The organism is Pseudomonas sp. M30-35 (assembly GCF_002163625.1).
Taxonomy (GTDB): domain Bacteria; phylum Pseudomonadota; class Gammaproteobacteria; order Pseudomonadales; family Pseudomonadaceae; genus Aquipseudomonas.
In genome coordinates this window covers 4,742,740-4,765,736 of record NZ_CP020892.1, presented here as the reverse complement: position 1 = coordinate 4,765,736, position 22,997 = coordinate 4,742,740, and the positions used below count along the sequence as shown (strand labels likewise).

General features: G+C 55.3%; 22 protein-coding genes. 11 read left to right on the top strand and 11 right to left on the bottom strand.

Annotated elements, in window-relative coordinates:
* The first annotated feature begins 79 nt into the window (after positions 1 to 79).
* From B9K09_RS21800 to B9K09_RS21775, 6 genes are all read left to right on the top strand, one after another.
* Positions 80 to 1,780, top strand: a complete 1,701-nt coding sequence (locus tag B9K09_RS21800; RefSeq protein ID WP_087518775.1) for an L-lactate permease — start codon at positions 80 to 82, stop codon at positions 1,778 to 1,780.
* Positions 1,781 to 1,936: 156 nt separating this feature from the next.
* On the top strand, positions 1,937 to 2,104 hold the full coding sequence (locus B9K09_RS21795; protein WP_087518774.1) for a rubredoxin: 168 nt from the start codon (positions 1,937 to 1,939) through the stop codon (positions 2,102 to 2,104).
* A gap of 274 nt (positions 2,105 to 2,378) precedes the next feature.
* Positions 2,379 to 3,527, top strand: a complete 1,149-nt coding sequence (locus tag B9K09_RS21790; protein WP_087518773.1) for an NAD(P)/FAD-dependent oxidoreductase — start codon at positions 2,379 to 2,381, stop codon at positions 3,525 to 3,527.
* Between the two features lie 185 nt (positions 3,528 to 3,712).
* The gene (locus B9K09_RS21785; RefSeq protein WP_087518772.1) at positions 3,713 to 3,988 is read left to right on the top strand and encodes an HU family DNA-binding protein; all 276 of its coding nucleotides are present in this window, start codon (positions 3,713 to 3,715) and stop codon (positions 3,986 to 3,988) included.
* A 263-nt stretch (positions 3,989 to 4,251) separates the two neighbouring features.
* On the top strand, positions 4,252 to 4,644 hold the full coding sequence (locus tag B9K09_RS21780) for a helicase (protein WP_087518771.1): 393 nt from the start codon (positions 4,252 to 4,254) through the stop codon (positions 4,642 to 4,644).
* 130 nt (positions 4,645 to 4,774) lie between these two features.
* On the top strand, positions 4,775 to 5,512 hold the full coding sequence (locus B9K09_RS21775; RefSeq protein WP_087518770.1) for a hypothetical protein: 738 nt from the start codon (positions 4,775 to 4,777) through the stop codon (positions 5,510 to 5,512).
* 60 nt (positions 5,513 to 5,572) lie between these two features.
* Here B9K09_RS21775 and B9K09_RS21770 read toward each other — a convergent pair whose 3' ends face one another.
* The 3 genes from B9K09_RS21770 to B9K09_RS21760 form a co-directional block, all read right to left on the bottom strand.
* Positions 5,573 to 6,979: an aminoacyl-tRNA deacylase and HDOD domain-containing protein gene (locus B9K09_RS21770; RefSeq protein ID WP_087518769.1), complete on the bottom strand. Its 1,407-nt coding sequence runs from the start codon at positions 6,977 to 6,979 to the stop codon at positions 5,573 to 5,575.
* 131 nt (positions 6,980 to 7,110) lie between these two features.
* Complete coding sequence (gene recG / locus B9K09_RS21765; protein WP_087518768.1) at positions 7,111 to 9,186, bottom strand: ATP-dependent DNA helicase RecG; 2,076 nt, start codon at positions 9,184 to 9,186, stop codon at positions 7,111 to 7,113.
* 8 nt (positions 9,187 to 9,194) lie between these two features.
* Positions 9,195 to 10,121: a hydrogen peroxide-inducible genes activator gene (locus B9K09_RS21760; RefSeq protein ID WP_087518767.1), complete on the bottom strand. Its 927-nt coding sequence runs from the start codon at positions 10,119 to 10,121 to the stop codon at positions 9,195 to 9,197.
* A gap of 98 nt (positions 10,122 to 10,219) precedes the next feature.
* On the opposite strand from B9K09_RS21760, the gene B9K09_RS21755 reads away from it, so the two are divergent.
* Entirely contained in the window at positions 10,220 to 11,086 is an 867-nt protein-coding gene (locus B9K09_RS21755; protein WP_087518766.1) for an NAD-dependent epimerase/dehydratase family protein, read from the top strand.
* Between the two features lie 56 nt (positions 11,087 to 11,142).
* Here B9K09_RS21755 and B9K09_RS21750 read toward each other — a convergent pair whose 3' ends face one another.
* The 5 genes from B9K09_RS21750 to B9K09_RS21730 all read right to left on the bottom strand — a co-directional run bounded on the left by B9K09_RS21750 (position 11,143) and on the right by B9K09_RS21730 (position 15,715).
* Complete coding sequence (locus tag B9K09_RS21750; RefSeq protein ID WP_087518765.1) at positions 11,143 to 11,523, bottom strand: RidA family protein; 381 nt, start codon at positions 11,521 to 11,523, stop codon at positions 11,143 to 11,145.
* Positions 11,524 to 11,590: 67 nt separating this feature from the next.
* Entirely contained in the window at positions 11,591 to 13,699 is a 2,109-nt protein-coding gene (spoT, locus tag B9K09_RS21745) for a bifunctional GTP diphosphokinase/guanosine-3',5'-bis pyrophosphate 3'-pyrophosphohydrolase (RefSeq protein WP_087518764.1), read from the bottom strand.
* Between the two features lie 60 nt (positions 13,700 to 13,759).
* The gene (gene rpoZ, locus B9K09_RS21740; protein ID WP_010489179.1) at positions 13,760 to 14,023 is read right to left on the bottom strand and encodes a DNA-directed RNA polymerase subunit omega; all 264 of its coding nucleotides are present in this window, start codon (positions 14,021 to 14,023) and stop codon (positions 13,760 to 13,762) included.
* Between the two features lie 116 nt (positions 14,024 to 14,139).
* A complete protein-coding gene (gene gmk / locus B9K09_RS21735; protein WP_087518763.1) occupies positions 14,140 to 14,760 on the bottom strand; it encodes a guanylate kinase in 621 nt (206 codons plus the stop codon).
* A gap of 91 nt (positions 14,761 to 14,851) precedes the next feature.
* Positions 14,852 to 15,715, bottom strand: a complete 864-nt coding sequence (locus B9K09_RS21730) for a YicC/YloC family endoribonuclease (protein WP_087518762.1) — start codon at positions 15,713 to 15,715, stop codon at positions 14,852 to 14,854.
* A 140-nt stretch (positions 15,716 to 15,855) separates the two neighbouring features.
* Between B9K09_RS21730 and rph the strand changes: the two genes are divergently transcribed.
* On the top strand, positions 15,856 to 16,578 hold the full coding sequence (gene rph / locus B9K09_RS21725; protein ID WP_087518761.1) for a ribonuclease PH: 723 nt from the start codon (positions 15,856 to 15,858) through the stop codon (positions 16,576 to 16,578).
* A 32-nt stretch (positions 16,579 to 16,610) separates the two neighbouring features.
* Positions 16,611 to 16,976: a DUF4870 domain-containing protein gene (locus tag B9K09_RS21720; protein ID WP_371917474.1), complete on the top strand. Its 366-nt coding sequence runs from the start codon at positions 16,611 to 16,613 to the stop codon at positions 16,974 to 16,976.
* A 57-nt stretch (positions 16,977 to 17,033) separates the two neighbouring features.
* On the opposite strand, the gene B9K09_RS21715 is transcribed toward B9K09_RS21720, so the two are convergent.
* Positions 17,034 to 17,813 carry an exodeoxyribonuclease III gene (locus B9K09_RS21715; RefSeq protein WP_087518759.1) on the bottom strand — a complete coding sequence of 260 codons (780 nt, stop codon included), beginning with the start codon at positions 17,811 to 17,813 and terminating at the stop codon, positions 17,034 to 17,036.
* Positions 17,814 to 17,905: 92 nt separating this feature from the next.
* Between B9K09_RS21715 and pyrE the strand changes: the two genes are divergently transcribed.
* The gene (gene pyrE / locus B9K09_RS21710) at positions 17,906 to 18,547 is read left to right on the top strand and encodes an orotate phosphoribosyltransferase (RefSeq protein WP_087518758.1); all 642 of its coding nucleotides are present in this window, start codon (positions 17,906 to 17,908) and stop codon (positions 18,545 to 18,547) included.
* A gap of 24 nt (positions 18,548 to 18,571) precedes the next feature.
* Positions 18,572 to 19,162, top strand: a complete 591-nt coding sequence (locus B9K09_RS21705) for a DUF4124 domain-containing protein (protein ID WP_087518757.1) — start codon at positions 18,572 to 18,574, stop codon at positions 19,160 to 19,162.
* A gap of 215 nt (positions 19,163 to 19,377) precedes the next feature.
* Here the strand turns inward: B9K09_RS21705 and argB are convergent, their stop codons facing one another.
* Positions 19,378 to 20,283, bottom strand: a complete 906-nt coding sequence (gene argB, locus B9K09_RS21700; protein WP_087518756.1) for an acetylglutamate kinase — start codon at positions 20,281 to 20,283, stop codon at positions 19,378 to 19,380.
* 16 nt (positions 20,284 to 20,299) lie between these two features.
* Positions 20,300 to 21,694 carry a phosphomannomutase/phosphoglucomutase gene (gene algC, locus B9K09_RS22735; RefSeq protein WP_218192009.1) on the bottom strand — a complete coding sequence of 465 codons (1,395 nt, stop codon included), beginning with the start codon at positions 21,692 to 21,694 and terminating at the stop codon, positions 20,300 to 20,302.
* Between the last annotated feature and the right edge of the window lie 1,303 nt (positions 21,695 to 22,997).

The window sequence follows — 22,997 nt, the reverse complement described above, 5'->3', positions numbered from 1 at the left end:
ACCACGCGGGGCTAAGTGCGTGGCGCCGGGTAAGACCCGGAAAATATGTGGTTCACAAAAAAAACAAGGAACCAACCTAATGAGTCAAACACTGTTGTCCATATTGGCCTTTGTGCCATTGATACTTGCGGGCGTATTACTGATTGGCTTCCGCTGGCCAGCCAAATACGCAATGCCCGTGGTTTTTATCCTCACCGCAATCATTGGTCTCTCGGCGTGGGACATGTCCGTTGTCCGGATCGTTGCCTCAAGCTTGCAGGGGTTGATTCTGACTGCTGCTATCTTGTGGATTATCTTCGGTGCGATCCTGCTGTTGAACACCCTCAAGCATTCGGGCGGTATCAGCGCCATTCGCCGCGGCTTCTCCGGCATTAGCCCGGACCGTCGGGTGCAGGCGTTGATCGTGGCGTGGCTGTTTGGTTGCTTTATCGAAGGGGCCTCGGGCTTTGGTACTCCGGCAGCAGTCGCTGCACCGTTGCTGGTCGCGCTGGGCTTCCCTGCGTTGGCCGCGGTGGTTCTGGGCATGATGGTGCAATCGACGCCGGTGTCATTCGGTGCGGTTGGTACGCCAATGCTGGTGGGGGTTACTGGCGGTTTGGATAAGGCCGGTCTTAGCGAGCAATTGATCACTTTGGGCAGCAACTGGGACGTCTTCTTCCAGATGATCGTCTCGCGTGTGGTTATCACCCACGGCCTCATTGGTATTCTCATGCCGCTGATCATGATTTCGATCATGACCCGCTTCTTCGGTAAAAATCAGTCTTGGAAAGAAGGTTTGGTGATGGCGCCATTCGCCATCTTCTGCGGCCTGTGCTTCGTCATTCCATACATGGCTGCTGGCGTCTTCCTCGGCCCGGAATTCCCGTCAATGATCGGGGCAATGGTTGGTTTGGCCATCGTCATCCCAGCTGCTAAAGCGGGCTTCCTCCTGCCTAAACAAGCCTGGGACTTTGCTGAGGCCAAAGACTGGCCAGCCGAGTGGATGGGTAAGTTAGAGATGAAAATCGAGGACTTGGCCGGTAAAGCGCCGATTTCTGTGCGTATGGCTTGGGCGCCGTACCTGCTGCTGGCGATATTTTTGGTGGCATCACGGGTTTTCCCAGAACTTAAAGCCGCATTGTTGTCGGTAAGTTTTGGCTGGAAGGATATTCTGGGCGAAACAGGCGTCTCCGGTACGCTGGAGCCTTTGTACTTGCCCGGCGGCATTCTGTGCATGGTGGTCTTGGTTACATTCTTCCTGCACCGCATGCGTTTCAGTGAAATGAAAGCCGCGCTGAGTGAGTCGAGCCGCACGCTTCTGGGCGCCGGTTTCGTATTGATCTTCACCATCCCGATGGTGCGTATTTTGATTAACTCGGGCGTCAACGGTTCCGACCTGGTATCGATGCCAGTCGCTATGGCGCAACTGGTCGCTGATAGCGTGGGCAGTATCTATCCATTCTTTGCCCCGGCAGTGGGTGGTTTGGGTGCGTTCATTGCGGGTTCAAACACTGTGTCCAACCTGATGCTTTCGCAGTTCCAGTTCAACGCTGCGCATTTGCTCGGGGTTTCTGGGGCTATGATGGTTGCCGCACAATCGGTTGGTGCCGCAGCAGGTAATATGATCGCCATTCACAACGTGGTGGCAGCGTCTGCAACTGTCGGATTGCTGGGACGTGAGGGCATCACCATGCGCAAGACCATATTGCCAACCCTGTATTACCTCTTGGCAGCCGGTAGCCTGACAATGATTGCGATGTACGGTATCGGCATCAGCGATCCACTGATGGCAGCGGGTTAATCCTTGATATAGAGCGTTTACTGCCCGTCTTTTGCCGGGCAGGTCTAAACTTAAGTTGGCCGCATAGACGCGGGTAATTGTCGGTCAACGGCTTGGCGCACTGGCACATTTACGGTAGTTTGCCGCGCATAACCGTGAGATTCACCTGAGGTTGATATGAAGAAGTGGCAGTGCGTGGTATGTGGCCTGATTTACGATGAGCGTCTGGGCTGGCCGGATGAAGGCATTGCGCCAGGAACGCTGTGGCAAGATGTGCCTGAAGATTGGCTGTGCCCAGACTGCGGTGTAGGCAAGGCTGATTTCGAGATGATCGAAATCGATTAATCTACCGCCAGCGCTGAATCATCTTGCGGGTTCTGCGCTGACCCGCGTTTTAAACAAAGCGGTGACCCATCCGGTCACCGTTTTTTTTGGCAGCTTTTTAGGTGCCACTCCGTTTGATTTGGAGCGTGACCAATAATTGGTTAAGGTCGTGTGGCATTAATCATTTGCGCCGCGTACAGGCACAAGCAGCAATCTGTATGCTGCCTTTTCTATCATCAAGCAGCTACTCGACGCGGCGCTCAAGCGCGGCATGCATTAACTAAGGAAATATCGTATGAGCGCACCTGTGGTTATCGTCGGTACCGGGCTAGCCGGTTACAACTTGGCTCGCGAGTTTCGTAAGCTTGATAGCGAAACGCCTTTACTGTTGATTACTGCTGATGACGGTCGCTCGTACTCAAAGCCAATGCTTTCGACCGGCTTTGCCAAGAATAAAGATGCAGACGGCTTGAGCATGGCCGAGCCAGGCGCAATGGCCGAACAACTCAATGCTGAAGTGCGGACCCATACTCGCATCACCGGCATTGATGCCGGCCACAAGCAATTGTGGGTCGGTGAGGAAGCGATTGTATACCGCGACCTGGTTTTGGCGTGCGGCGCCCAGGTGATTCGGGTGCCGGTTGAGGGTGATGCGCAAGACGCTATTTACCCGATTAACGATCTTGAGGATTACGCCAAGTTCCGCAGCAACTCGGTTGGAAAAAAGCGTGTGCTCATAATGGGGGTTGGTTTGATTGGCTGTGAATTTGCCAATGACCTGACGCTGGGTGGCTATCAAGTAGAGTTGGTCGCCCCTTGTGAGCAGGTTATGCCGAGCCTGTTGCACCCAGCCGCTGCTACAGCTGTGCAGGCCGCACTTGAAGGGCTTGGCGCACGTTTTCATCTTGGGCCGGTATTGGCCAGCCTCAACCACAAGGCAACAGCGCTTGAGGCGCATTTGTCTGATGGCACCGTAATCGAGTGCGATCTGGTGCTTTCTGCGATTGGCTTGCGCCCGCGGACTGAACTCGCTGCCGCCGCTGGGTTGCAGGTCAATCGCGGTGTCATGGTTGATCGCCAGTTAGCGACGTCCCACGCCAATATCTATGCCTTGGGCGATTGCGCTGAGGTCGATGGTTTGAATTTGCTCTACGTCATGCCACTTATGACCTGCGCACGTGCCTTGGCGCAGACTCTGGCAGGTAATCCGACATCGGTCAGCTACGGCGCCATGCCTGTGACGGTTAAAACCCCAGCGTGTCCTTTGGTTGTGTCGCCTCCACCGTTTGGTCAGCACGGCGAGTGGACTGTTGAAGGCAGTGGTTCTGACATCAAAGCACTCTGTCATGATTCGTCTGGAGCGCTGCTGGGTTACGCGTTAACCGGTACGGCCGTGCAAGAAAAACTGGCTCTAAATAAGGCCCTTCCAGCCCTGTTGGCGTAAATAACAGCCGATCTGTCGGTTACGCCACAAAATTGCTTGGCTTAACTGCCGATCAGTACTGGCGCTGCTCCTAAACGCATGCCATTCTCCTTGTGTCTGCCGCAGCGCAGAGCTGTTGCGGCGCCTTGGGCGCTGCTCTTGGAGCAGCACGGACACAACAAAAACAAACCGTCAAAGGGGCAACTATGCGTAAACCAGAACTCGCCGCCGCAATCGCGGAAAAAGCTGATCTGAGTAAAGATCAGGCAAATCGTGTACTTAACGCCGTGCTTGAAGAAATCACCGGTGCACTGAACCGTAAAGACAGTGTGACCTTGGTCGGCTTTGGTACTTTCATACAGCGCCATCGTGGAGCCCGTACGGGTAAAAATCCACAAACTGGTGAGCCTGTAAAAATCAAAGCCAGCAATACCGTAGCCTTCAAGCCGGGCAAGTCTCTGAAAGATGCGGTAAACGGCTAGATAATCGTTTTATCTTCTGTTGATAAGTTTTGCAAAGCCCCGTAATTCGGGGCTTTGTGCTATCTGCAGCACATAAAAATATCGAAGCGAGGTTTCACTTAACAATCAAAAGAATAAGCGATCGGTTTCATTACGATATCCCGGATATCGCACCTCGAGCCGTTTTGTGACGGCAATATTGTCCACGCTTTAGACCGGATGTAGTCCTTGCTGCAAACCGCTACAATGCGCCGCCGAATCTTTCGAATATCGAGGCTGTGCGCATGAAGTTCCGTTTTTTGCTGTGGATGCTGGGCCGCCTGATGGCTAAGGCAAGTCGCGACAATCCCAAGTTTCAAGAGCAGCTCGTCGACCGCGATATGGTGTTTCAGTTGCATACCCTGGACGGCAAAATTGCCCGTCACTACATTGTAAAAAACCAGCGTATTACCAGTAAGCGTGGCCCAGCCGTTGAGCCTGCATTTGCGCTCGGCTTCAAAGATGGCGCCTATGGTTTTGCAACCATGAATGCCAAGAACAAACAGTTGGCCTTTATGCAGGGTATCCAGAACAAGGATATCCAGATTCAAGGCAATCCTGCGCTAGTCATCTGGTTCCAGGGCCTGACCAAATACTTAGTACCGAAAAAACCAGGTAGTGAGAAAAAGGCGAGCTGAATAGCATTTGTCAGTACCGAGTCTGGTCGCCAGTTCCAGCATTAGGTAGTGTGCACTAGTTGTTGAGTTCCTTGGGCATGGCGTACAGCCATCGCTTGAGCTTCAAATCTATGCTCTTGGAAGCTGCCTAATGCGTATTTGGTTGTCCCTGCTGTTACTGGCTATTGCGCCTTTGACTCACGCCGCACCGGCAAAAGTTGAGGCTTTCGCCGCAGTATTTGAGTTGTCTGGTGTGAGTTTGCTGTGTGATCAAACATTGCCTTTGATGCAGCGTGGTCTGGATGACAAGCAACGCGCCCAGGTTGATAAACTGTTTGACGGTGAAAAGCTCTGTGCCGATCTGGCGGAGAAGCTTTCAACCCAGATTGATTCCGCGCAACTGGAACAGGCCCGCCAATTACTCAGCAGCCCGCTGGCCAAGCACTTCACTCTGGCTGAACGCGCGGTTGCAGACAATGGCGCGGAGCAGTTGAGCGAATACCGCAAGCAACTGGCTGAGCGTCCACCAAGAGCCAGCCGACTGGCGCTGGTGCGGCGTCTCGACAGCGCCGCCCGCACCACGCAAATGGCCACTTTACTGCGTTATGAGTCGGGCAAGACCCAAGCGCTTATGGCGCTTAAAGCCCGTGGCGAGAGTTTGGATGAACAGGCGCTGAGCGCTAAAACTGTTGAACATCAGCAAGCGTTGCATGCCTCAAGCCAGCAAGCTGTCGAGAGCTATATGCTGTTTGCCTATCGACGTATTCCGAGCGATGAAGTCAACGAATATGCCGCTTTGTATGAGCAGCAATCGGTCAAGCAGTTGCTAGACAGCACAATGCAGGCATTGCCGGAACTGTTTGCCCAACGGCGCGCGCAGTTGCCCTGAGTCGCACATCAAAGAAGGGCTGTTAAGGCCCTTCATGATGGCTGTGTTGCGCCCGTCAAGCTAGTGTGTGGGGTGAACCAACGAGGCCAGCTCACGCAAGGCTACTTCGGCTGCCAGTACTTCACTGACCACTGTTTCAGCTTTATCGCGATTGATCTGCAGCGAGTCGAGCAGGCTTTGCGGTATTTCGGAGCACGGCCCAGAACCTATTCCGCGATTGCGCAGCAAGTGCACGGCCAGGTTTACCAGCCTTGGGTAGGCCGCATTAGCTTCGTTGTAGTCGGGATCGTTCTGGAAACGCAGAGCATTAGCCAGTTCTTCTGGCATGTCCCATGAGCGCATCAACCATGCACCGATCTGATCACTGCTGATGCCCAGCAGGTGATGTTCGACGTAGTTGTGAGTCAGGTGTGGATTGACCTCAATGTGCCGGCAGATTAGCGACAGGTGTGGCGGAAACACATGCGCCAACACCAGATAACCGAAATTATGCAGCAGGCCTGCAAGGTAGGTCAGACCTGATTCGGGGCGTTCAGCGCGCGGCATGCTCCGGGTCAGACCTTCAATCACCGCCGCAGTATAAATTGCTTGATGCCAGTAAGGCGTCGATTGCTGTGGCTGGTCTTTTGGTGGGCTTAGGGTTTTACCCAAGGCAAGGCCCAGCGCCAGGTTGATCACCAGATCAAAACCCAGAACGCGGACTATGGCGTCTTCAACTGAACGAATCTTGCTGGGTGCGGCGTAATAGGGCGAGGCTGCCCAGCTTATTACCTGAGCGGCGAGCGCCGGGTCGGTTTCGACTACGCCGGTGATGTCATCGATAGTTGCGTTGGGGTCGACGCGTAATTTGATGATTTTTTGTGCGGACTCCGGCAGCGGTGGAATCTCGATGGTTTCCTCAAGGCGTTGTTGAATACGTCTTGCCGTGAATGCTTGCACTGCTTGAGTGATTTCGCTGCGGTCGTCGTCGGGGCGGTCGAGGTTGAGCTTGATGTTTTTTAGCGGCTCACCGAGTAAAGCCGCGCTGGATTTGCTTAGCAGAACTTGCAAATCGGCACGGGCAATTTCCAGCAACACGCCACTTTGCCCCGATTCGATAAACACCGAAGGCGCTTTGAGTAAGCGGTCATCATAGAGACACGGCGAATTGAGCAAGGGCGGTAATGCGGGGAGCTCTGATAGCCCGTGCTTGCTGAGCATGCGCTGCTGGCGTTCGGCGGTAACGGTCACCAGCTTGCGCCCAGTCAGATCCGCCAGGCGGCTTAGGTCGAGTAATTGGTCTTGGCTGAACAGGACCAGCAACGGGCCGACTGCATCCTCCAGCATTACGGCTTGGACACATTGTGCCGCAGGCAGGTTGTTGAGTTTACGGCGAACGTTGAATGTCACCCCAAGCTTTTGCAGAAATTGCGCGATAACCAAAGGCGGTTGCGGCAGGTTGTCGAGTGCGGTGCTAGCTTCGTTCATTAGAAAATCCGACATTAATGCGCGTGTAAAAACAACAAATGTAGTTCAACGGTGTTGGCACGCCGGGGGACGGGCGTCATCGACCATGACCATTGTATCGGCCGTGTCACAACACGCTACACCACTTGTCGTCAAACTTGGCCGTATTGTTGGCCGTGGCGCAGCCAGCGTTCAAGCAGCGGGCTGACGTGATTTGGCCAGTCGTGCAATAAATGCTGGGCCGCGTCTCTGACCGCAGGCAACAGATCTGCGTCTCGCATCAGGTCTGCGACTTTGAACTGCAGCAAGCCAGTTTGACGCGTGCCGAGCATTTCACCCGGGCCACGTAATTCCAAGTCTTTTTCGGCGATGATAAAGCCGTCGCTAGTTTCGCGCATGATGCCCAGGCGTTCACGGCCAATTTGCGACAACGGCGGGTGATAAAGCAGCACGCAGTGGCTCGCTGCACTGCCGCGACCTACCCGACCGCGTAGTTGGTGCAATTGAGCGAGACCTAGACGCTCGGGGTTTTCAATAATCATCAGGCTGGCATTAGGCACGTCAACGCCAACTTCGATCACCGTTGTTGCGACCAATAACTGTAATTGCCCCTGTTTGAAACGGTCCATCACTGCGGCTTTTTCGCTGGGTTTCATGCGGCCATGGATCAAGCCAACATGCAAACCGCCGAGTGCTGCTGAGAGGTCTTCAAAGGTGGTTTCTGCCGCCTGGCAGGTGAGTTCTTCGGATTCCTCGATCAAGGTGCACACCCAATATGCCTGGCGCCCTTCATTGCAGGCTGAGCGAACCCGGTCGACGACTTCGAAGCGGCGGCTGTCAGCCACCAGCACGGTATTCACCGGGGTTCGCCCGGGCGGCAGCTCATCGAGGATCGAGGTGTCGAGGTCGGCGTAGGCGCTCATCGCCAGCGTGCGCGGAATGGGGGTTGCGGTCATGATCAACTGATGCGGGCACATGCGTCCTCCTACGCCTTTCTGACGCAGTGCCAAGCGCTGCTGCACGCCAAAGCGATGTTGCTCGTCGATAATTACCAGAGCGAGGCGGGCGAACTTCACTTCATCCTGAAACAGGGCGTGTGTGCCGACAACCATGGGCACGCCACTGGCTATTTGCTCCAGTGCTGCGGCCCGCGTTTTGCCTTTGAGCTTACCGGCCAGCCATGCGACATCAAGCCCCAGCGGTGCGAGCCATTTGCTGAAGTTGATAAAGTGTTGCTCGGCGAGAATCTCAGTCGGCGCCATCAGCGCGACTTGATAACCCGCTTCCAGTGCCTGCAATGCCGCAAATGCGGCGACCACGGTTTTACCCGCACCAACATCGCCCTGAACCAGCCGTAACATGGGTTCAGGTTGCGCCAGGTCGTAGGCAATCTCTGCGCCTACGCGCTTCTGAGCGCCAGTGGGTTGGAAGCCCAGTTGATCGAGAAACAGGGCGGGCAAGCGTGTCGCCACCGGCAATTCAGGCGCTTGCTGTGCGCGCAAACTTTCGCGCAACCGTTGCAGTGATAGTTGGTGGGTCAGTAACTCTTCAAATGCCAAGCGATGTTGCGCCCAGTGCCGGCCTTCAGCAAGTTCTTCGAGATCGGCATCTGGCGGTGGTCGGTGCAAGTAGCGAATGGCTTGGTCCAGCGGCTGTAGCCGGTACTCATCAGCGAGCGCCGGTGGCAACCAGTCAGGCAGGCTGTGCGGGCCAAGGCGGCCAAGTGCTTGTTCGCTGAGCTGGCGCAAGCGTTGTTGGGTCAGCCCTTCGGTCGACGGATAGATAGGCGTCAGAGTTTGTTCGACCGCAATCGGTTCTGTACCAGAGGTGGCGCGGTATTCCGGATGGTAAATTTCCAGCCCTGATGAGCCTGGACGAACCTCGCCGTAGCAACGCACATGGGTGCCGCGTTTCAGGCCTTCTTTCTGTGCTTGGCTGAAATGGTAAAAGCGCAGGCTCAGGGTGCCGCTGCCGTCTTGCAGGCGTACCAGCAGGCTGCGGCTGCGGCCCATGACGATATCCGCGCCTGCAACCACGCCTTCAACCACGGCGTCCTGACCGGGCCGCAGGGCGCCAATCGGTACGATGCGAGTGCGGTCTTGATAGCGCAGCGGCAGGTGAAACAATACGTCCTGGAGCGTTTCCAGGCCGACCTTCGCCAGCTTTTCAGCCAGCGCCGCGCCAACGCCTTTCAGTGCGGTGACTGAAACCGCTGCTAACTCCGTCATGCCAATCCTTACTCGTTTGACGCCTGCGGTTTGACCACCGAGCAAAGGCGAATCGAGTCAGCAACAATCTCAATTGCTTTCGGCCGTGGAAAGCTGGCGCGCCAGGCAATTGCAACGGTACGAAATGGCGCGGGTGCTGCCAGTGGTCGTACTTCAATCACGCCCGGCGCGTAGTGGTGACTGTTGACTGCCGAGAGCGGCAGAATCGATACGCCAAGACCAGAGGCGACCATGTGCCGGATCGTTTCCAGTGAGCTGGACTCAACCGTGGTGTGCTTGGCATTGTTGTCACCCCCTTTGCGCAGCGCCGGACAGGCTTCCAGCACTTGATCGCGGAAGCAATGTCCTTCGCCAAGCAGGAGCAGGCTCTTATCGTTGAGCAGCTTGCTGTCGATGCTTTTAAGCTCGGTCCATGGATGCCCGGCGGGCAGCAGCGCATAGAATGGCTCATCGTAGAGCGGCAGGGTCAGGACATCGGCTTCCTGGAAAGGCAGGGCGATGATCACTGCATCCAGTTCACCGGTGCGCAGCTTGTCGCGCAGCACGTGGGTGAAGTTTTCTTCGATATAAAGCGGCATCTGCGGCGCAACACGGTGCAGTTGCGGGATCAGGTGCGGGAACAGGTAGGGGCCGACGGTATAGATAGCGCCAATTTTCAATGGCGCGGCCAGCTGGTTTTTACCTGCTTGGGCTAATTCACGGATACCTTGAGCTTGCTCAAGCACCTTTTGCGCTTGGGTGACAATGCCTTCACCGACTGGAGTCAGGCGAACCGCACTTTTACTGCGCTCGAATATCAACACGCCAAGCTCGTCTTCGAGCTTTTTCACGCCGACAGACAATGTTGGCTGGCTAACGTGGCAGCGTTCAGCCGCGCGGCCGAAGTGTTGTTCGTGGGCGAGAGTGACGATGTAGCGCAGTTCGGTCAGGGTCATAGTGTTTATCCATTAAGTTGCGCCTTAGCATAGCCTTTGCAATGCGTGGAACCAACAGCGCTAAACTGCGAGGCGAATAAAATATGGAGATTGATGTAATGGCATTACCGAAAGTGTTGGTCGCCGGGTGCGGTGATGTAGGAACGCGTTTGGCTTTGCGACTCGCTACCGAGGGCTGGACAGCCTATGGTTTGCGCCGTTCGGTGGAGGCATTACCTGGGTCGATCATCCCGGTGGCGGGCGACTTGAGTGTTGATCAGTGCCCAACCGACTGGCCATCAGGGCCGCTTGATTACGTGGTTTATAGCGCAGCCGCTACTGTGCACGATGAGGCGGGCTATCGAACCGCCTATATTGATGGTTTGCGTCATGTCCTGGCTTGGTTGGCGCAGCACGGGCAAACACCCAAGCGGTTACTGTTTGTATCGAGTAGCGGTGTTTATGGTCAACAGGACGGCAGCTGGGTCGATGAGGCATCTGCCGCTGAGGCTACAGGCTTTTCAGGCAAGGTTATGCGTGAGGCTGAGCAACTGGTTTGGGACTCAGCTATTGCCGCAACTGTAGTGCGTCTAACCGGTATTTATGGTCCGGGCCGTGAGTGGCTGCTCAATCAAGTGCGTCAGGGCTACCGGGTGACGAGTGAGCCGCCACTCTATGGCAATCGCATTCATGTCGATGATGCGGCCGGCCTGCTGGCGTTTCTGTTGCAATCAGATGCGAATGGCGTAGCGCTGCAGGATTGCTACATCGGAGTTGATGATGGGCCCGCGCCACTGCATGAAGTGGTTGCCTGGTTGCGTCAGCAATTAGGTGTCAGCCATTGGGCTGAAGAGTCGAGGGTGCGTCGTGCGGGGAGTAAACGTTGCAGCAATGCACGGGCTAAAGCCTTGGGCTGGAAGCCAGAGTATGCGACTTATCAACAGGGCTATGCGGCGATTTTGCAGGCGTTGGATAAGGGCTGTTAAGCGGGGGTGATCAACTCACGGCCAGTATAGGCGCTGGCCATGAGCAGTGTCTGGACTTATTCGATAACCAGAATCGCATCCATCTCAACCTGCGAACCTTTTGGCAGGGCCGCAACACCAATTGCAGCGCGAGCCGGGTATGGCTGCTGGAAATAACGGCCCATCACTTCGTTAACGGTGGCGAAGTGCGACAGGTCGGTCAGGAAGATATTGAGCTTAACGATGTCCTTGAATGTGCCGCCTGCAGCTTCAGCAACGGATTTGAGGTTCTCGAACACCTGAACGGTCTGGGCTTCAAAGCCTTCAACCAGCTCCATGGTTTTTGGGTCGAGCGGGATTTGACCGGACATGTACACGGTGTTGCCCGCTTTGATCGCCTGCGAGTAAGTGCCGATGGCAGCTGGTGCTTTGTCGCTGGTGATTACGCTTTTGCTCATGGAATGCTCCTTGTGAATGGAAATAGGCTGGCGCCTGCATGCAACAAATAGTGTGGGTAGTGTGGGCTTAAGCTTTGACGCGGGTGATGCGCATGACGCCTTTGAGTGCGCGTAGCTTCTTGATCACGCGGGCCAAGTGCACACGGTCATGCACGCTGACCACCAGTTGTACCACGCTAATGCGACCATCACGTTCATCCATGCTGATCTTTTCGATGTTGCCGTCCGCACCGTTCACGCTGCTCGCCAGCAAGGCAATAAGGCCGCGCTGGTGCTCAAGCTCAACGCGTAGCTCAACATTGAATTCGCCGGTGACATCTTTCGCCCACGACAGCTGAATACATTTTTCCGGGTTATTGCGAACGTCGCCGATATTGCGGCAGGTCTCAAGGTGCACAACCATACCTTTGCCCGCCGAGAGGTGGCCGACAATTGGATCGCCCGGAATTGGCGTGCAGCACTTGGCGTAGCTCAAAACCAAGCCTTCGGTGCCGCGGATCGCCAGTGGGCTTTCGGTATTCGGCAGTTCATCACCGTCGCTGGCGAGCAGGCGGCGAGCGACCACGTAGGCCATGCGATTGCCCAGGCCGATGTCTTCGAGCAGGTCTTCAATAACCTCAAGTTTGTATTCACTGAGCGCATGCTGAATGCGCTCTGCTGGGATTTTCTCAAGGTCGTACTCGAAACTGGCGAGTACTTTATTGAGCAGGCGCTCGCCAAGGCTGATCGACTCGGAGCGGCGCTGCTGTTTAAGCGCATGACGAATATGGGTGCGGGCTTTGCCAGTGACCACAAAGTTAAGCCACGCAGGGTTCGGCCGTGCGCCAGGGGCGCTAACAATCTCAACCGTCGAGCCGCTTTCAAGCGCCTGAGATAATGGCGCGAGGCGACGATTTATACGGCAGGCGATACAGGTATTGCCGACGTCGGTATGCACCGCGTAGGCGAAGTCGACTGCCGTGGAGCCTTTTGGCAACTCCATGATGCGACCTTTCGGGGTGAAGACGTAAACCTCGTCCGGGAAGAGGTCGATCTTCACACTCTCGATAAACTCCAGCGAGTTGCCCGCCCGTTGCTGCATCTCCAATACGCCTTTAACCCACTGACGAGCGCGTGCATGCGTGCCTTTGGGTTGTTCGTCGTCATTGGATTTATACAGCCAGTGGGCGGCGATGCCGTTGTTGGCCATCTCTTCCATTTCGTGGGTGCGAATCTGGATTTCGATTGGCACACCATGCATGCCGAACAACGTGGTATGCAGCGACTGGTAGCCGTTGGCCTTGGGGATCGCGATGTAATCCTTGAAGCGACCGGGCAATGGTTTATACAGGTTATGTACAGCGCCGAGCACGCGGTAGCAGGTATCGACTTTATCAACCACGATACGGAATGCGTAAACGTCCATGATTTCGTTGAAGGCTCGGCGTTTGCCGCGCATCTTCTGATAAATGCCGTAAAGGTGTTTCTCGCGACCAAGTACGTTGCCCTCGAGGCCTTCGCGCTCCAGGCAGTGCACCAGTGACTCTTCGATCTTGTTAACGATCTCTTTGCGGTTGCCGCGCGCGCGCCTGACCGAGGCCCGAATCAGTTCGGAGCGCATCGGGTGCATGGCTTTAAAGCCAAGGTCCTCAAACTCCACGCGCATGCTGTGCATGCCGAGACGGTTCGCGATAGGGGCGTAAATTTCCAGGGTTTCTTTGGCAATGCGCCGGCGTTTTTCGCCTGACAGCACTTCAAGCGTGCGCATGTTATGCAGGCGGTCAGCGAGCTTGACCAGAATCACGCGAATATCGCGCGCCATGGCCATGGCCATCTTCTGGAAGTTTTCAGCTTGAGCTTCAGCCTTGGTCTCGAAGTTCATCTGGGTCAGTTTGCTGACCCCATCAACCAGTTCAGCTACGGACTCGCCAAACTGCGCTTGCAGGGCTTCCTTGGCGATACCGGTGTCTTCGATTACGTCATGCAGCATTGCGGCCATCAAGCTTTGATGGTCCATGTGCATTTCAGCAAGGATGCAGGCCACCGCCAGCGGATGCGTGACGTAGGCTTCGCCACTGCGCCGGCGTTGGCCGTCGTGGGCTTGTTCAGCGTAGTAATACGCTCGGCGGACCAAATTGACCTGGTCGTGGCCGAGGTAGGTCGAAAGTCGTTCGGCGAGGGCGTCTAGGCTCGGCATGAGAAATTCTCCTGCTGAGTGTTTTGACCCTGCGCCTTGCGACGTCGACCCGGCATAGGCTTACTGAGACTCGTTAGCCTCGTCCTCGAAGGCTGCAAAAAGCGGCTCTTCTTCGACGATCTCGTCTTGGGCGATAACGTCGTAATCAACCAGACCAGCAGCAATTTCACGCAGCGCAACTACGGTTGGCTTGTCGTTTTCCCAAGCCAGTTTTGGCTCTTTGCCGCCAGTGGCGAGTTGACGTGAACGCTTGGTGGCCAGCATGACCAGCTCAAAGCGGTTATCAACGTTGTCCAGGCAATCTTCAACGGTAACGCGGGCCATGGTGTTCCTCGTAACAAATGCAAGTAAAGCTGGGCCCAAATGGGCGAGCGGACTGAATAGTCTAAAAAATCACCAGCATTAAGGGAAGCTTTAGTTTTGTTTAAGCGCCCTGCGGCTCAGGCCAGCAGTTCACTGAGCAAGCCTGCGTGGCGTTGCTGTTGCGAATTTTGCTGCAGCTGGTTGGCGCGGAAGACCGCTTTCAGGTCGCTCAACGCATGGGCAAAGTCATCGTTGATGATCAGAAAGTCATATTCGACATAGTGGCTCATCTCGCTGACGGCTTCACGCATGCGTTGCTCAATAATCTCACCGCTATCCTGGCCGCGGTTCGTGAGGCGATGGCGCAGGGCTTCCTGAGTCGGAGGCAAAATAAAGATTGAGCGCGAGTCCGGCATCAGCTTGCGCACTTGTTGGGCGCCTTGCCAGTCGATTTCAAGAATCAGGTCATACCCTTCAGTCAGGGTTTTTTCCACCCACGTCTGTGACGTGCCGTAGAGATTGCCGAAGACTTCCGCGTGCTCAAGGAATTCGCTTTTGTCGAGCATGCCGTGAAACTGCTCGCGATCGACAAAGTGGTAGTTCACGCCGTCAGTTTCACCCGGGCGCATGGCGCGAGTGGTATGTGAGACCGAGACACGAATCATCGCCTCGCTGTCGATCAGGGCCTTGACCAAGCTGGTCTTGCCCGCACCGGATGGCGCGGAAATGATGTAAAGGGTGCCGGTGGTAAGGCTCATGATTGCATCCTAAAAAAGCGGTTTGCCAAGCGTAGCAGCGTTTGGCGACACATTATTAAAGCTGTTGCCAGCAACTGCTGGCTAAGTCTGATCACTCAATATTTTGTACTTGCTCGCGCATTTGTTCGATCAACACTTTGAGGTTGACGGCCGCTTGCGTGCTACGCGCATCAAACGCTTTGGAACCCAGGGTGTTTGCTTCGCGATTGAGTTCTTGCATCAAAAAGTCAAGGCGTCGGCCTGCTGCGCCTGGAGTCTTTAGTACACGGCGAACCTCGGTCACGTGGGTGCTGAGCCGGTCGAGTTCTTCGGCCACATCACTTTTCTGCGCCAGCAATACCATCTCTTGCTCCAGGCGCTGCGGGTCTAGCTCCGCTTGCATTTCCTTGCAGCGATCGAGAATTTTCTGGCGCTGAGTCGTCAGCATCAACGGCACCAACTCGCGCAGTGCTTCGACTTCGGCGCTAATACCGTCGAGGCGATCATTGAGGAGCTTGGCCAACTCAATGCCTTCGCGAGCACGGCCTTGTTTGAGCTCTTCAAGCCCTTGCTTGAAGCAGCTCAGCGCCGCTTTGTTGAGCGTTTGCGGATCTGCCGAGTCGGCGACCAGCACACCCGGCCAGCCCAGTACTTCAAGTGGGTTGAGCGGCGCTGGGTGCTTGATCAGGCCTGCAACAATCTCGGCGGCGGCTACCAGTTGCGAGGCGCGCTCGCGGTCGACCTGGAGTGGTTTGCCGGTGCTTTCTTCGGTGAAACGCAAGGTGCATTCCAGTTTGCCGCGTGAAAGTCCCTGGCGCAGAGCTTCGCGCACAGCGCCTTCAAGGTCGCGAAATGCTTCTGGAAGCCTCAGGTGTGGCTCAAGGTAGCGGTGATTGACCGAGCGCAGTTCCCAACTCAGGGTTCCATGGGCCGTCACCTGTTCGGTACGGGCGAAGGCAGTCATGCTGTGGATCATGCGCGAACCTCTGACAGAAATAAGCTGGAAAGCCGGAGATTGTAGCGCAGTGCGTCGGTCCGACCCAATTGGTCATGTCGTCGTAGCCTGTGGCGCCTTATAATGTCTGACAGATTTCAATTCAAAGCAGGAATTCCTTGATGAAACGTCCAAGTGGCCGCGCCGCTGATCAATTGCGTGCAATCCGTATCACCCGTAACTACACCAAGCATGCGGAGGGTTCTGTGCTGGTTGAGTTTGGTGATACCAAAGTGATTTGCACGGTCAGCGTCGAGTCTGGCGTACCGCGCTTTCTTAAAGGTCAGGGCCAGGGTTGGTTGACGGCTGAGTACGGCATGCTGCCGCGCGCCACCGGTGACCGTAACCAGCGTGAAGCCAGCCGCGGTAAGCAAGGCGGTCGCACGCTGGAAATTCAACGCCTTATCGGTCGCTCGTTGCGTGCTGCTCTGGATATGTCGAAGCTGGGTGAGTTCACCCTCTATGTTGATTGCGACGTGATCCAGGCCGATGGCGGCACCCGCACTGCGTCGATCACCGGTTCCATGGTTGCGTTGATTGATGCGCTTAAGATCATCAAGAAGCGTGGCGGCCTTAAAGGCGGCGACCCGCTCAAGCAGATGATTGCTGCGGTGTCGGTTGGCATGTATCAGGGCGAACCCGTACTCGATCTGGACTACCCGGAAGATTCGGCCGCCGAGACCGATCTGAACGTGGTCATGACCAGCGCTGGCGGCTTTATTGAAGTGCAGGGCACCGCTGAAGGCGCGCCATTCCAGCCAGAAGAGCTGAATGCCATGCTCGCCCTGGCGCAAAAAGGTATGAATGAGCTGTTTGCAATTCAGCAAGCGGCTTTAGCTGACTAATCAAGCTGACTAATTTAAACAGGGAGGCAATGATGGAAGAGCAAGTGCCAGTACCGACTCCAAGCCAGGATGCGCGTCAGTGGGCTATGTTTTGTCACTTCGCGGCCTTCCTTGGCTTCGTTTTCCCGTTCGGTAACCTGGTGGGCCCGTTAGTGGTCTGGCAGATCAAAAAGGATCTCGATCCTTTTGTTGACGAGCAGGGCAAGGAAGCGCTGAACTTTCAGATCAGCATCACTATCGCCTTTATGATCAGCATGTTGTTGATGCTGGTGGTGATTGGCTTTGTGCTGACCACACTGGTGGCAATTGTTGGTGTTGTGCTGGCGATTATTGGCGGGATCAAAGCCAATGAAGGTCAGTCATATCGCTACCCATTCTGCTGGCGCATCGTGAAATAGGCAGAATTGAGGCACAAAAAAACCGGCATTGAGCCGGTTTTTTTGTGCCTGATAGTTTTACACGCTGAGAATCCAGTCGTAATCAACAATCAGTGGTGCGTGCTGCGAGAAGCGTGGCTGACGCGGCAGGCGTGCGGTACGCACCGTACGGCGCATACCCGAAGTGAGCAATTGATAGTCAAAACGGTAACCCAGGTTGAGCATTTCAGCTTGCTCGTTGTCTGGCCACCAACTGAATTGCTCACCTTCACGGCTAACCTCACGCAAGGCATCAACATAGCCCATGGTGTTGGTTATTTCGTCCATCCACGCTCGCTCAGGCGCCATAAACCCAGGCGACTGTTGGCAGTCGCGCCAGTTTTTGGCGTCGAGCTTCTGGTGCGCCACATACAGCGAGCCACAATAAATGTACTCGCGGCGCTTGCGGCGCTGCTTGTCTAAGTAACTGGTAAAATCGTCCATGAACTTGAACTTCTGGTTCAAGCTCTCGTCCCCGCTCAGCCCCGATGGCAACAGCAAGGTGGCAATACTTACCTTGTCGAAATCTGCTTGCAGGTAGCGCCCGTAGCGATCAGCTGATTCAAAGCCTAAACCGCTAATCACCGCCTTGGGCTGTAACCGTGAATACAGAGCCACACCACCTTGGTCTGGAACTTCGGCATCACATGCATAGAGGAAATAGCCATCCAGTTGGAAGGCTTGGTCGTCCAGCTCAAAGGCGGAGGCACGGGTGTCCTGCAGGCAAATCACGTCGGCATTCTGTGCTTGCAGCCAACTGAGCAAACCGCGCTCGACTGCAGCATGAATACCATTCACGTTCACACTGATGATCCGCATAAATGGCCCCCAAAAACACGTGGGTGTATGATACCCGAGGTCGTCATCTTTAGCTAAATTACTAGCCTCATCTGTGTATTTCGGGACAATTCATGCAAGCCTACCAGCGTGACTTCATTCGTTTTGCCATCGAGCGCGGAGTCCTGCGCTTTGGTTCGTTCACCCTTAAATCCGGGCGTGTCAGCCCTTATTTCTTCAATGCGGGCTTGTTTGACAGCGGTTTGGCGCTGGCTCAGTTGGGGCGCTTTTATGCCGCAGCTGTAGTTGATAGCGGCATCGACTTTGACGTGCTGTTTGGCCCTGCCTACAAAGGAATCCCTCTGGCGGCCACCACTGCAGTCGCCTTGGCAGAGCATCATCAGCGCGATATGCCTTGGTGTTTTAACCGCAAAGAGGCTAAAGACCACGGCGAAGGTGGCACCTTGGTTGGCGCGCCATTGGCTGGCAACGTTCTGATTGTTGATGATGTGATCACGGCGGGTACGGCGATCCGTGAGGTCATGCAAATCATTAAATCGCAGAATGCACACTGTGCTGGCGTACTGATTGCATTAAATCGCCAAGAGCGGGGTCAAGGCGACCTTTCGGCTATTCAAGAAGTTGAGCGAGACTTTGCCATGCCGGTGGTGAGCATTGTTTCGCTTGAGCAAGTACTTGAGTATCTGGCAGAAAATGCTGAACTTAAACAACACCTGCCAGCGGTAGAAGCGTACCGTGCTCAATATGGGATTTAATGACTAATAATTAAGGGCTTGATTGTGCTGAAACCGGTTTTACGTTGCTGCTCGCTAATTCTATGCTTACTGCCCTCGGTTGCGGCCAATGCAGGCGACGTACTGTACCGCTACACCGACAGCAAAGGTGGCATCGTTCTTAGCCGTCAGGGTGTGCCGCCGGAGTTTATTAGCAAGGGTTATGAAGTCCTGAATGATCAGGGGCGTGTGGTGCAAGTGATTGCACCTGCGCCAACGCTTGAAGAGCGTCAGCGCATGCTCGAGGAAAAGGCCCGGGCCAGTTCCGACGCTCAGCTCAAACGGTTGTACAGCTCACTTGAAGATATTGATCGGGCGCGTGATCGTAAGCTGGCCGAGCTTGATGGGGTGATTAGCGTGGCTCGCGGTAATCTGCAGTCGGTGCGTACTCATCAGGCTAACTATCAAGCACAGGCGGCTGATCTCGAGCGCAGCGGACGCGACGTTCCCGAGAGTTTGCTGGTGCAGATTAATAACCAAAAGATCGAGCAGCAGCGTTTGATGCACGATATCAAACGCTATGAGGCCGTGCGCAAGCAGTCTGAGGCCAGCTTCAATGCTGACCGTGCGCGCTTTGCTGAGATTATGTCGCGCTGACAGACGCGAAGCCGGGTGGCTGACGCTTTTTCATCCGCCATTTTTGGTTGCAATATGGGTTTGCTTGAACATTTCGTCGGTTGAGTGATGGCGGACAAGCGTGGTGTTGGCCGCTCTGCAGATCACCATTTCTGGCAAAAAACGTCACGTTACCGCCATAAATTGTCAGGTGCGCAGCAGATCAGCACCACGTGTGCTGATCTGCTGGCCTGTCATCAGTGACGTTTGCGGTTGCAGATTTGGGTACCGACGCCACTGTCAGTGAAGATTTCCAACAGCACTGCATTCGGTACCCGGCCATCAATGATGTGCGCGCTGGTCACGCCGCCTTGCACGGCTTCCAGTGCGCAACGGATCTTTGGCAGCATGCCGCCGTAGATAGTGCCATCGGCAATCAGCTCATCAACTTGTTCAGTCGTCAGGCCGGTGAGCACTTCGCCCTGTTTGTTCATCAAACCGGCGATGTTGGTCAGCAGCATCAGCTTTTCAGCTTTGAGTGCCTCGGCAACTTTACCTGCGACCAGGTCCGCGTTGATGTTGTAAGACTCGCCCTCAGGACCTACACCGATGGGCGCGATCACAGGAATGAAGTCACCTTTGACCAGCATGTTGATGAGGTCAGTGTTGATCCCTGTGACTTCGCCAACGTGGCCGATATCAATGATTTCAGGCGTGGTCATTTCCGGTGTTTTGCGGGAAACGGTGAGTTTCTTCGCGCGGATCAACGCGGCATCCTTACCGGTCAGGCCGATAGCGCTGCCGCCATGGCGGTTGATCAGGTTGACGATGTCTTTGTTGACCTGGCCGCCGAGAACCATTTCAACCACGTCCATGGTTTCTGCATCGGTGACCCGCATGCCATCAACGAAGTGGCTTTCGATCGAAAGGCGCTTGAGCAAGTCGCCAATCTGCGGACCACCGCCGTGAACTACCACGGGGTTAATGCCCACGGCCTTCATCAGCACGATGTCGCGGGCAAAGTTGGTTTTCAGCTCATCACTTTCCATGGCGTTGCCACCATATTTCACCACCAAGGTCTTGCCGACAAAGCGGCGAATGTATGGCAGTGCTTCAGAAAGAACTTTGGCCACTTGGGTAGCGGCATCACGCTCAAAGGTCATGCGGGACTCCATCGCGTTAAAACGGCAATTTTATGTCAGGTGCGAGTGCAGTCATTTGCTCGCGGAAAATTACTTTAATGCGTTCCAGCTCTGCTTCGGTTTCAGCTTCGAAGCGCAGGACCAGAACCGGCGTGGTGTTTGATGCGCGGACCAAGCCCCAGCCTTTTGGATAATCAACCCGTACACCGTCGAGCGTAGTGATATTGGCATCGCCCCATGAGCCCTCGCGCTGCAGGCGGTCGATGATCTGGAACTTGTTCTCTTCGGTAACCTGAATATTGATTTCCGGTGTTGAGACGTCACTTGGGAATGCAGAGAACACATGTTCGGCATCGCGCTTGTCCTGACTGAGGATTTCCAGCAGCCGTGCGGCGCTGTAGATACCGTCGTCAAAACCGAACCAACGCTCTTTGAAGAAGATGTGGCCGCTCATTTCACCGGCTAGCAGGGCGCCGGTTTCCTTCATCTTTTTCTTGATCAGCGAGTGACCCGTTTTCCACATCACCGGCCGGCCGCCGTAGCCGCTAATCAGCGGGGTCAAGCGACGAGTGCACTTAACGTCGAAGATAATATCGGCGCCCGGATTGCGCGAGACAACGTCTTTGGCAAACAGCATCAGTAAGCGGTCAGGGAAGACGATGGTGCCGGTGTTGGTCACAACCCCAACGCGGTCGCCATCACCGTCAAAGGCTAGGCCCAGGTCAGCTTTCTCAGATTTAACCTTGGCGATCAGGTCGACCAGATTCTCGGGCTTGCCCGGATCTGGGTGATGGTTGGGGAAGGTACCATCGACATCGCAGAACAGGGGAATAACCGTACAGCCGAGCGCTTCGATCAGTTGCGGGGCGATCACGCCTGCAGCGCCGTTGCCACAGTCAACCACCACTTTTAGAGGCTTGGCGAGGGCAATATCGTCGCGAATCTGTTTGAAGTAGCGATCCAGTACATCAACTTGCTCAACACTGCCGACACCGCTGCTGAGGTCGTTGGTGTCGATACGGGTTTTCAGCGCAAGAATTTGCTCGTTGGCCAGGGTGTCGCCGGCGATCACAATCTTGAAACCGTTGTAATCAGGCGGATTGTGGCTGCCGGTGAGCATCACTGCGGATTTGCCGCTGAGAATGTTGGCGGCGTAATACACCACTGGAGTTGGCACCATGCCGACATCACTGACGTTACAGCCACTGTCGACCAAGCCTTGAATTAACTGCTCAACCAGTTCTGGGCCTGACAAGCGCCCATCGCGACCGACTGCGACGTCTGGCTCGCCCTTGGCGAGGCTTTCAGAGCCGACTGCGCGACCAACCCAATAGGCTGTTTCAGCTGTTAGGGTGCGGCCAACAACACCACGGATGTCGTAGGCGCGGAAGATATCAGCAGGAAGTTTAGGTGCGACTTGCGAATTACTCATAACAGATGACTGCTCCAATCCCAGGAGATCCTGGTCTTCATCGAGAATGTCGATATCGAGAATATCGGTATCTTGAAATAGTGGGTCGGCAAATATGACCGGCTTTTCTGCCGCAATCTGAGCCGCCTTTTCAGTCTTGCTGGTCTTGGCGGCTGAGTCTTTGGCGTTGCCGGTGCTTTCTGCGCGACGTGGCATGCGTGCCAGCGTTTTCGCCAGGTTATTCAGTGCTGGCAGGCTCAGGCTAAAGGCTTTGACGCTTTTCCCCGCGGAGAGTTCTTTGGCCAACTGTTCTAGCTGATTGATATCGGCTTCGAGGTGTCTATTAAAACTGCGATGCACTAGGTAAAAACCGATCACTGCACCCAGCAATGCCAGGAGCCCAGCCAGCGCCAGTGCCAGCGGTGAGAACGCGGCGCCACTCAGTGCCGGACCAGGGGTGAAGCGCAGTGTCCAATTTGGGTTGCCGCTGTTGAGCTGTTGCGGGTTGCCTTGAACCGAGCCGCGTTGAACCAGGACTTGAGCAGCAGCGGTGCCAAATTGCTGACTGAGCTGGATTGCACCGACTTCCGCTGGCAGCGGGGGGAGGCTGGCCATTAAACGGTTGAGGTCAAACGCCAGCAACAGCGTGCCTTGCGCCGCCTGGTCTTTGCTTAAACGCAATGGCGCAACGCTGTAAACCAGCCACTGTTGGCCGACTTTGTAAGCTTCAACCGCAGGCGTCTGGCCGTTCTCGACACGGCGCAGTAAATCCAGCGCAGCAAAGTTCATTGGTGCAGTACGGCCCATGTCTTGTGTCGCCTGGCCGCGCAGGTTGATTTGCGCGTCAACGATGCCATTCCAGTATTTCAGCGAGCGCTCAGTAGCCCGTATCTGCCCGATATCGTCGCTTTGCAGCGCCGCAATCAGCGCTGGGTTTTGCGCTGCCGTTTGGGTGTCGGCGGCAAGTTGTTTCAGGGCTTGCTGCAATGCTGTCGCTTGACTCTCGCCCCAGGCTTTGCTCAGGGCTTGATGCTGCTGTTGCTGGGCACTGCCGAGCATACCGAACCAAAGCACGCACCCGGCCAGCACCAAGCCGACAAGGGCAGCAAGTAAGCCGGGTTTAAGGGCCTCTAGTGTGTTTTGCTTATTGCTCGATGCTTTGGCGGCCGCCTGTTTGATCATCTCGTTGGACAGCTCGTCCTTGGCGGCACGTTTGAACAACTTCATCGAACATCTCCCTGACCCATTATTCTTAGTATTAGCTCCTGCCAGCGTTACAGAAGTAAGTTGGCAGGTTCAAGGTAGTGCAAAAGAGCTATTTTAC

Excerpts from the sequence above, each read along its gene's own strand:
- B9K09_RS21800 (WP_087518775.1), top strand. The coding sequence starts at position 80 with ATGAGTCAAACACTGTTGTCCATATTGGCCTTTGTGCCATTGATACTT.
- B9K09_RS21795 (WP_087518774.1), top strand. The coding sequence starts at position 1,937 with ATGAAGAAGTGGCAGTGCGTGGTATGTGGCCTGATTTACGATGAGCGT.
- B9K09_RS21790 (WP_087518773.1), top strand. The coding sequence starts at position 2,379 with ATGAGCGCACCTGTGGTTATCGTCGGTACCGGGCTAGCCGGTTACAAC.
- B9K09_RS21785 (WP_087518772.1), top strand. The coding sequence starts at position 3,713 with ATGCGTAAACCAGAACTCGCCGCCGCAATCGCGGAAAAAGCTGATCTG.
- B9K09_RS21780 (WP_087518771.1), top strand. The coding sequence starts at position 4,252 with ATGAAGTTCCGTTTTTTGCTGTGGATGCTGGGCCGCCTGATGGCTAAG.
- B9K09_RS21775 (WP_087518770.1), top strand. The coding sequence starts at position 4,775 with ATGCGTATTTGGTTGTCCCTGCTGTTACTGGCTATTGCGCCTTTGACT.
- B9K09_RS21770 (WP_087518769.1), bottom strand. The coding sequence starts at position 6,979 with ATGAACGAAGCTAGCACCGCACTCGACAACCTGCCGCAACCGCCTTTG.
- recG (WP_087518768.1), bottom strand. The coding sequence starts at position 9,186 with ATGACGGAGTTAGCAGCGGTTTCAGTCACCGCACTGAAAGGCGTTGGC.
- B9K09_RS21760 (WP_087518767.1), bottom strand. The coding sequence starts at position 10,121 with ATGACCCTGACCGAACTGCGCTACATCGTCACTCTCGCCCACGAACAA.
- B9K09_RS21755 (WP_087518766.1), top strand. The coding sequence starts at position 10,220 with ATGGCATTACCGAAAGTGTTGGTCGCCGGGTGCGGTGATGTAGGAACG.
- B9K09_RS21750 (WP_087518765.1), bottom strand. The coding sequence starts at position 11,523 with ATGAGCAAAAGCGTAATCACCAGCGACAAAGCACCAGCTGCCATCGGC.
- spoT (WP_087518764.1), bottom strand. The coding sequence starts at position 13,699 with ATGCCGAGCCTAGACGCCCTCGCCGAACGACTTTCGACCTACCTCGGC.
- rpoZ (WP_010489179.1), bottom strand. The coding sequence starts at position 14,023 with ATGGCCCGCGTTACCGTTGAAGATTGCCTGGACAACGTTGATAACCGC.
- gmk (WP_087518763.1), bottom strand. The coding sequence starts at position 14,760 with ATGAGCCTTACCACCGGCACCCTTTACATCATTTCCGCGCCATCCGGT.
- B9K09_RS21730 (WP_087518762.1), bottom strand. The coding sequence starts at position 15,715 with ATGATCCACAGCATGACTGCCTTCGCCCGTACCGAACAGGTGACGGCC.
- rph (WP_087518761.1), top strand. The coding sequence starts at position 15,856 with ATGAAACGTCCAAGTGGCCGCGCCGCTGATCAATTGCGTGCAATCCGT.
- B9K09_RS21720 (WP_371917474.1), top strand. The coding sequence starts at position 16,611 with ATGGAAGAGCAAGTGCCAGTACCGACTCCAAGCCAGGATGCGCGTCAG.
- B9K09_RS21715 (WP_087518759.1), bottom strand. The coding sequence starts at position 17,813 with ATGCGGATCATCAGTGTGAACGTGAATGGTATTCATGCTGCAGTCGAG.
- pyrE (WP_087518758.1), top strand. The coding sequence starts at position 17,906 with ATGCAAGCCTACCAGCGTGACTTCATTCGTTTTGCCATCGAGCGCGGA.
- argB (WP_087518756.1), bottom strand. The coding sequence starts at position 20,283 with ATGACCTTTGAGCGTGATGCCGCTACCCAAGTGGCCAAAGTTCTTTCT.
- algC (WP_218192009.1), bottom strand. The coding sequence starts at position 21,694 with ATGAGTAATTCGCAAGTCGCACCTAAACTTCCTGCTGATATCTTCCGC.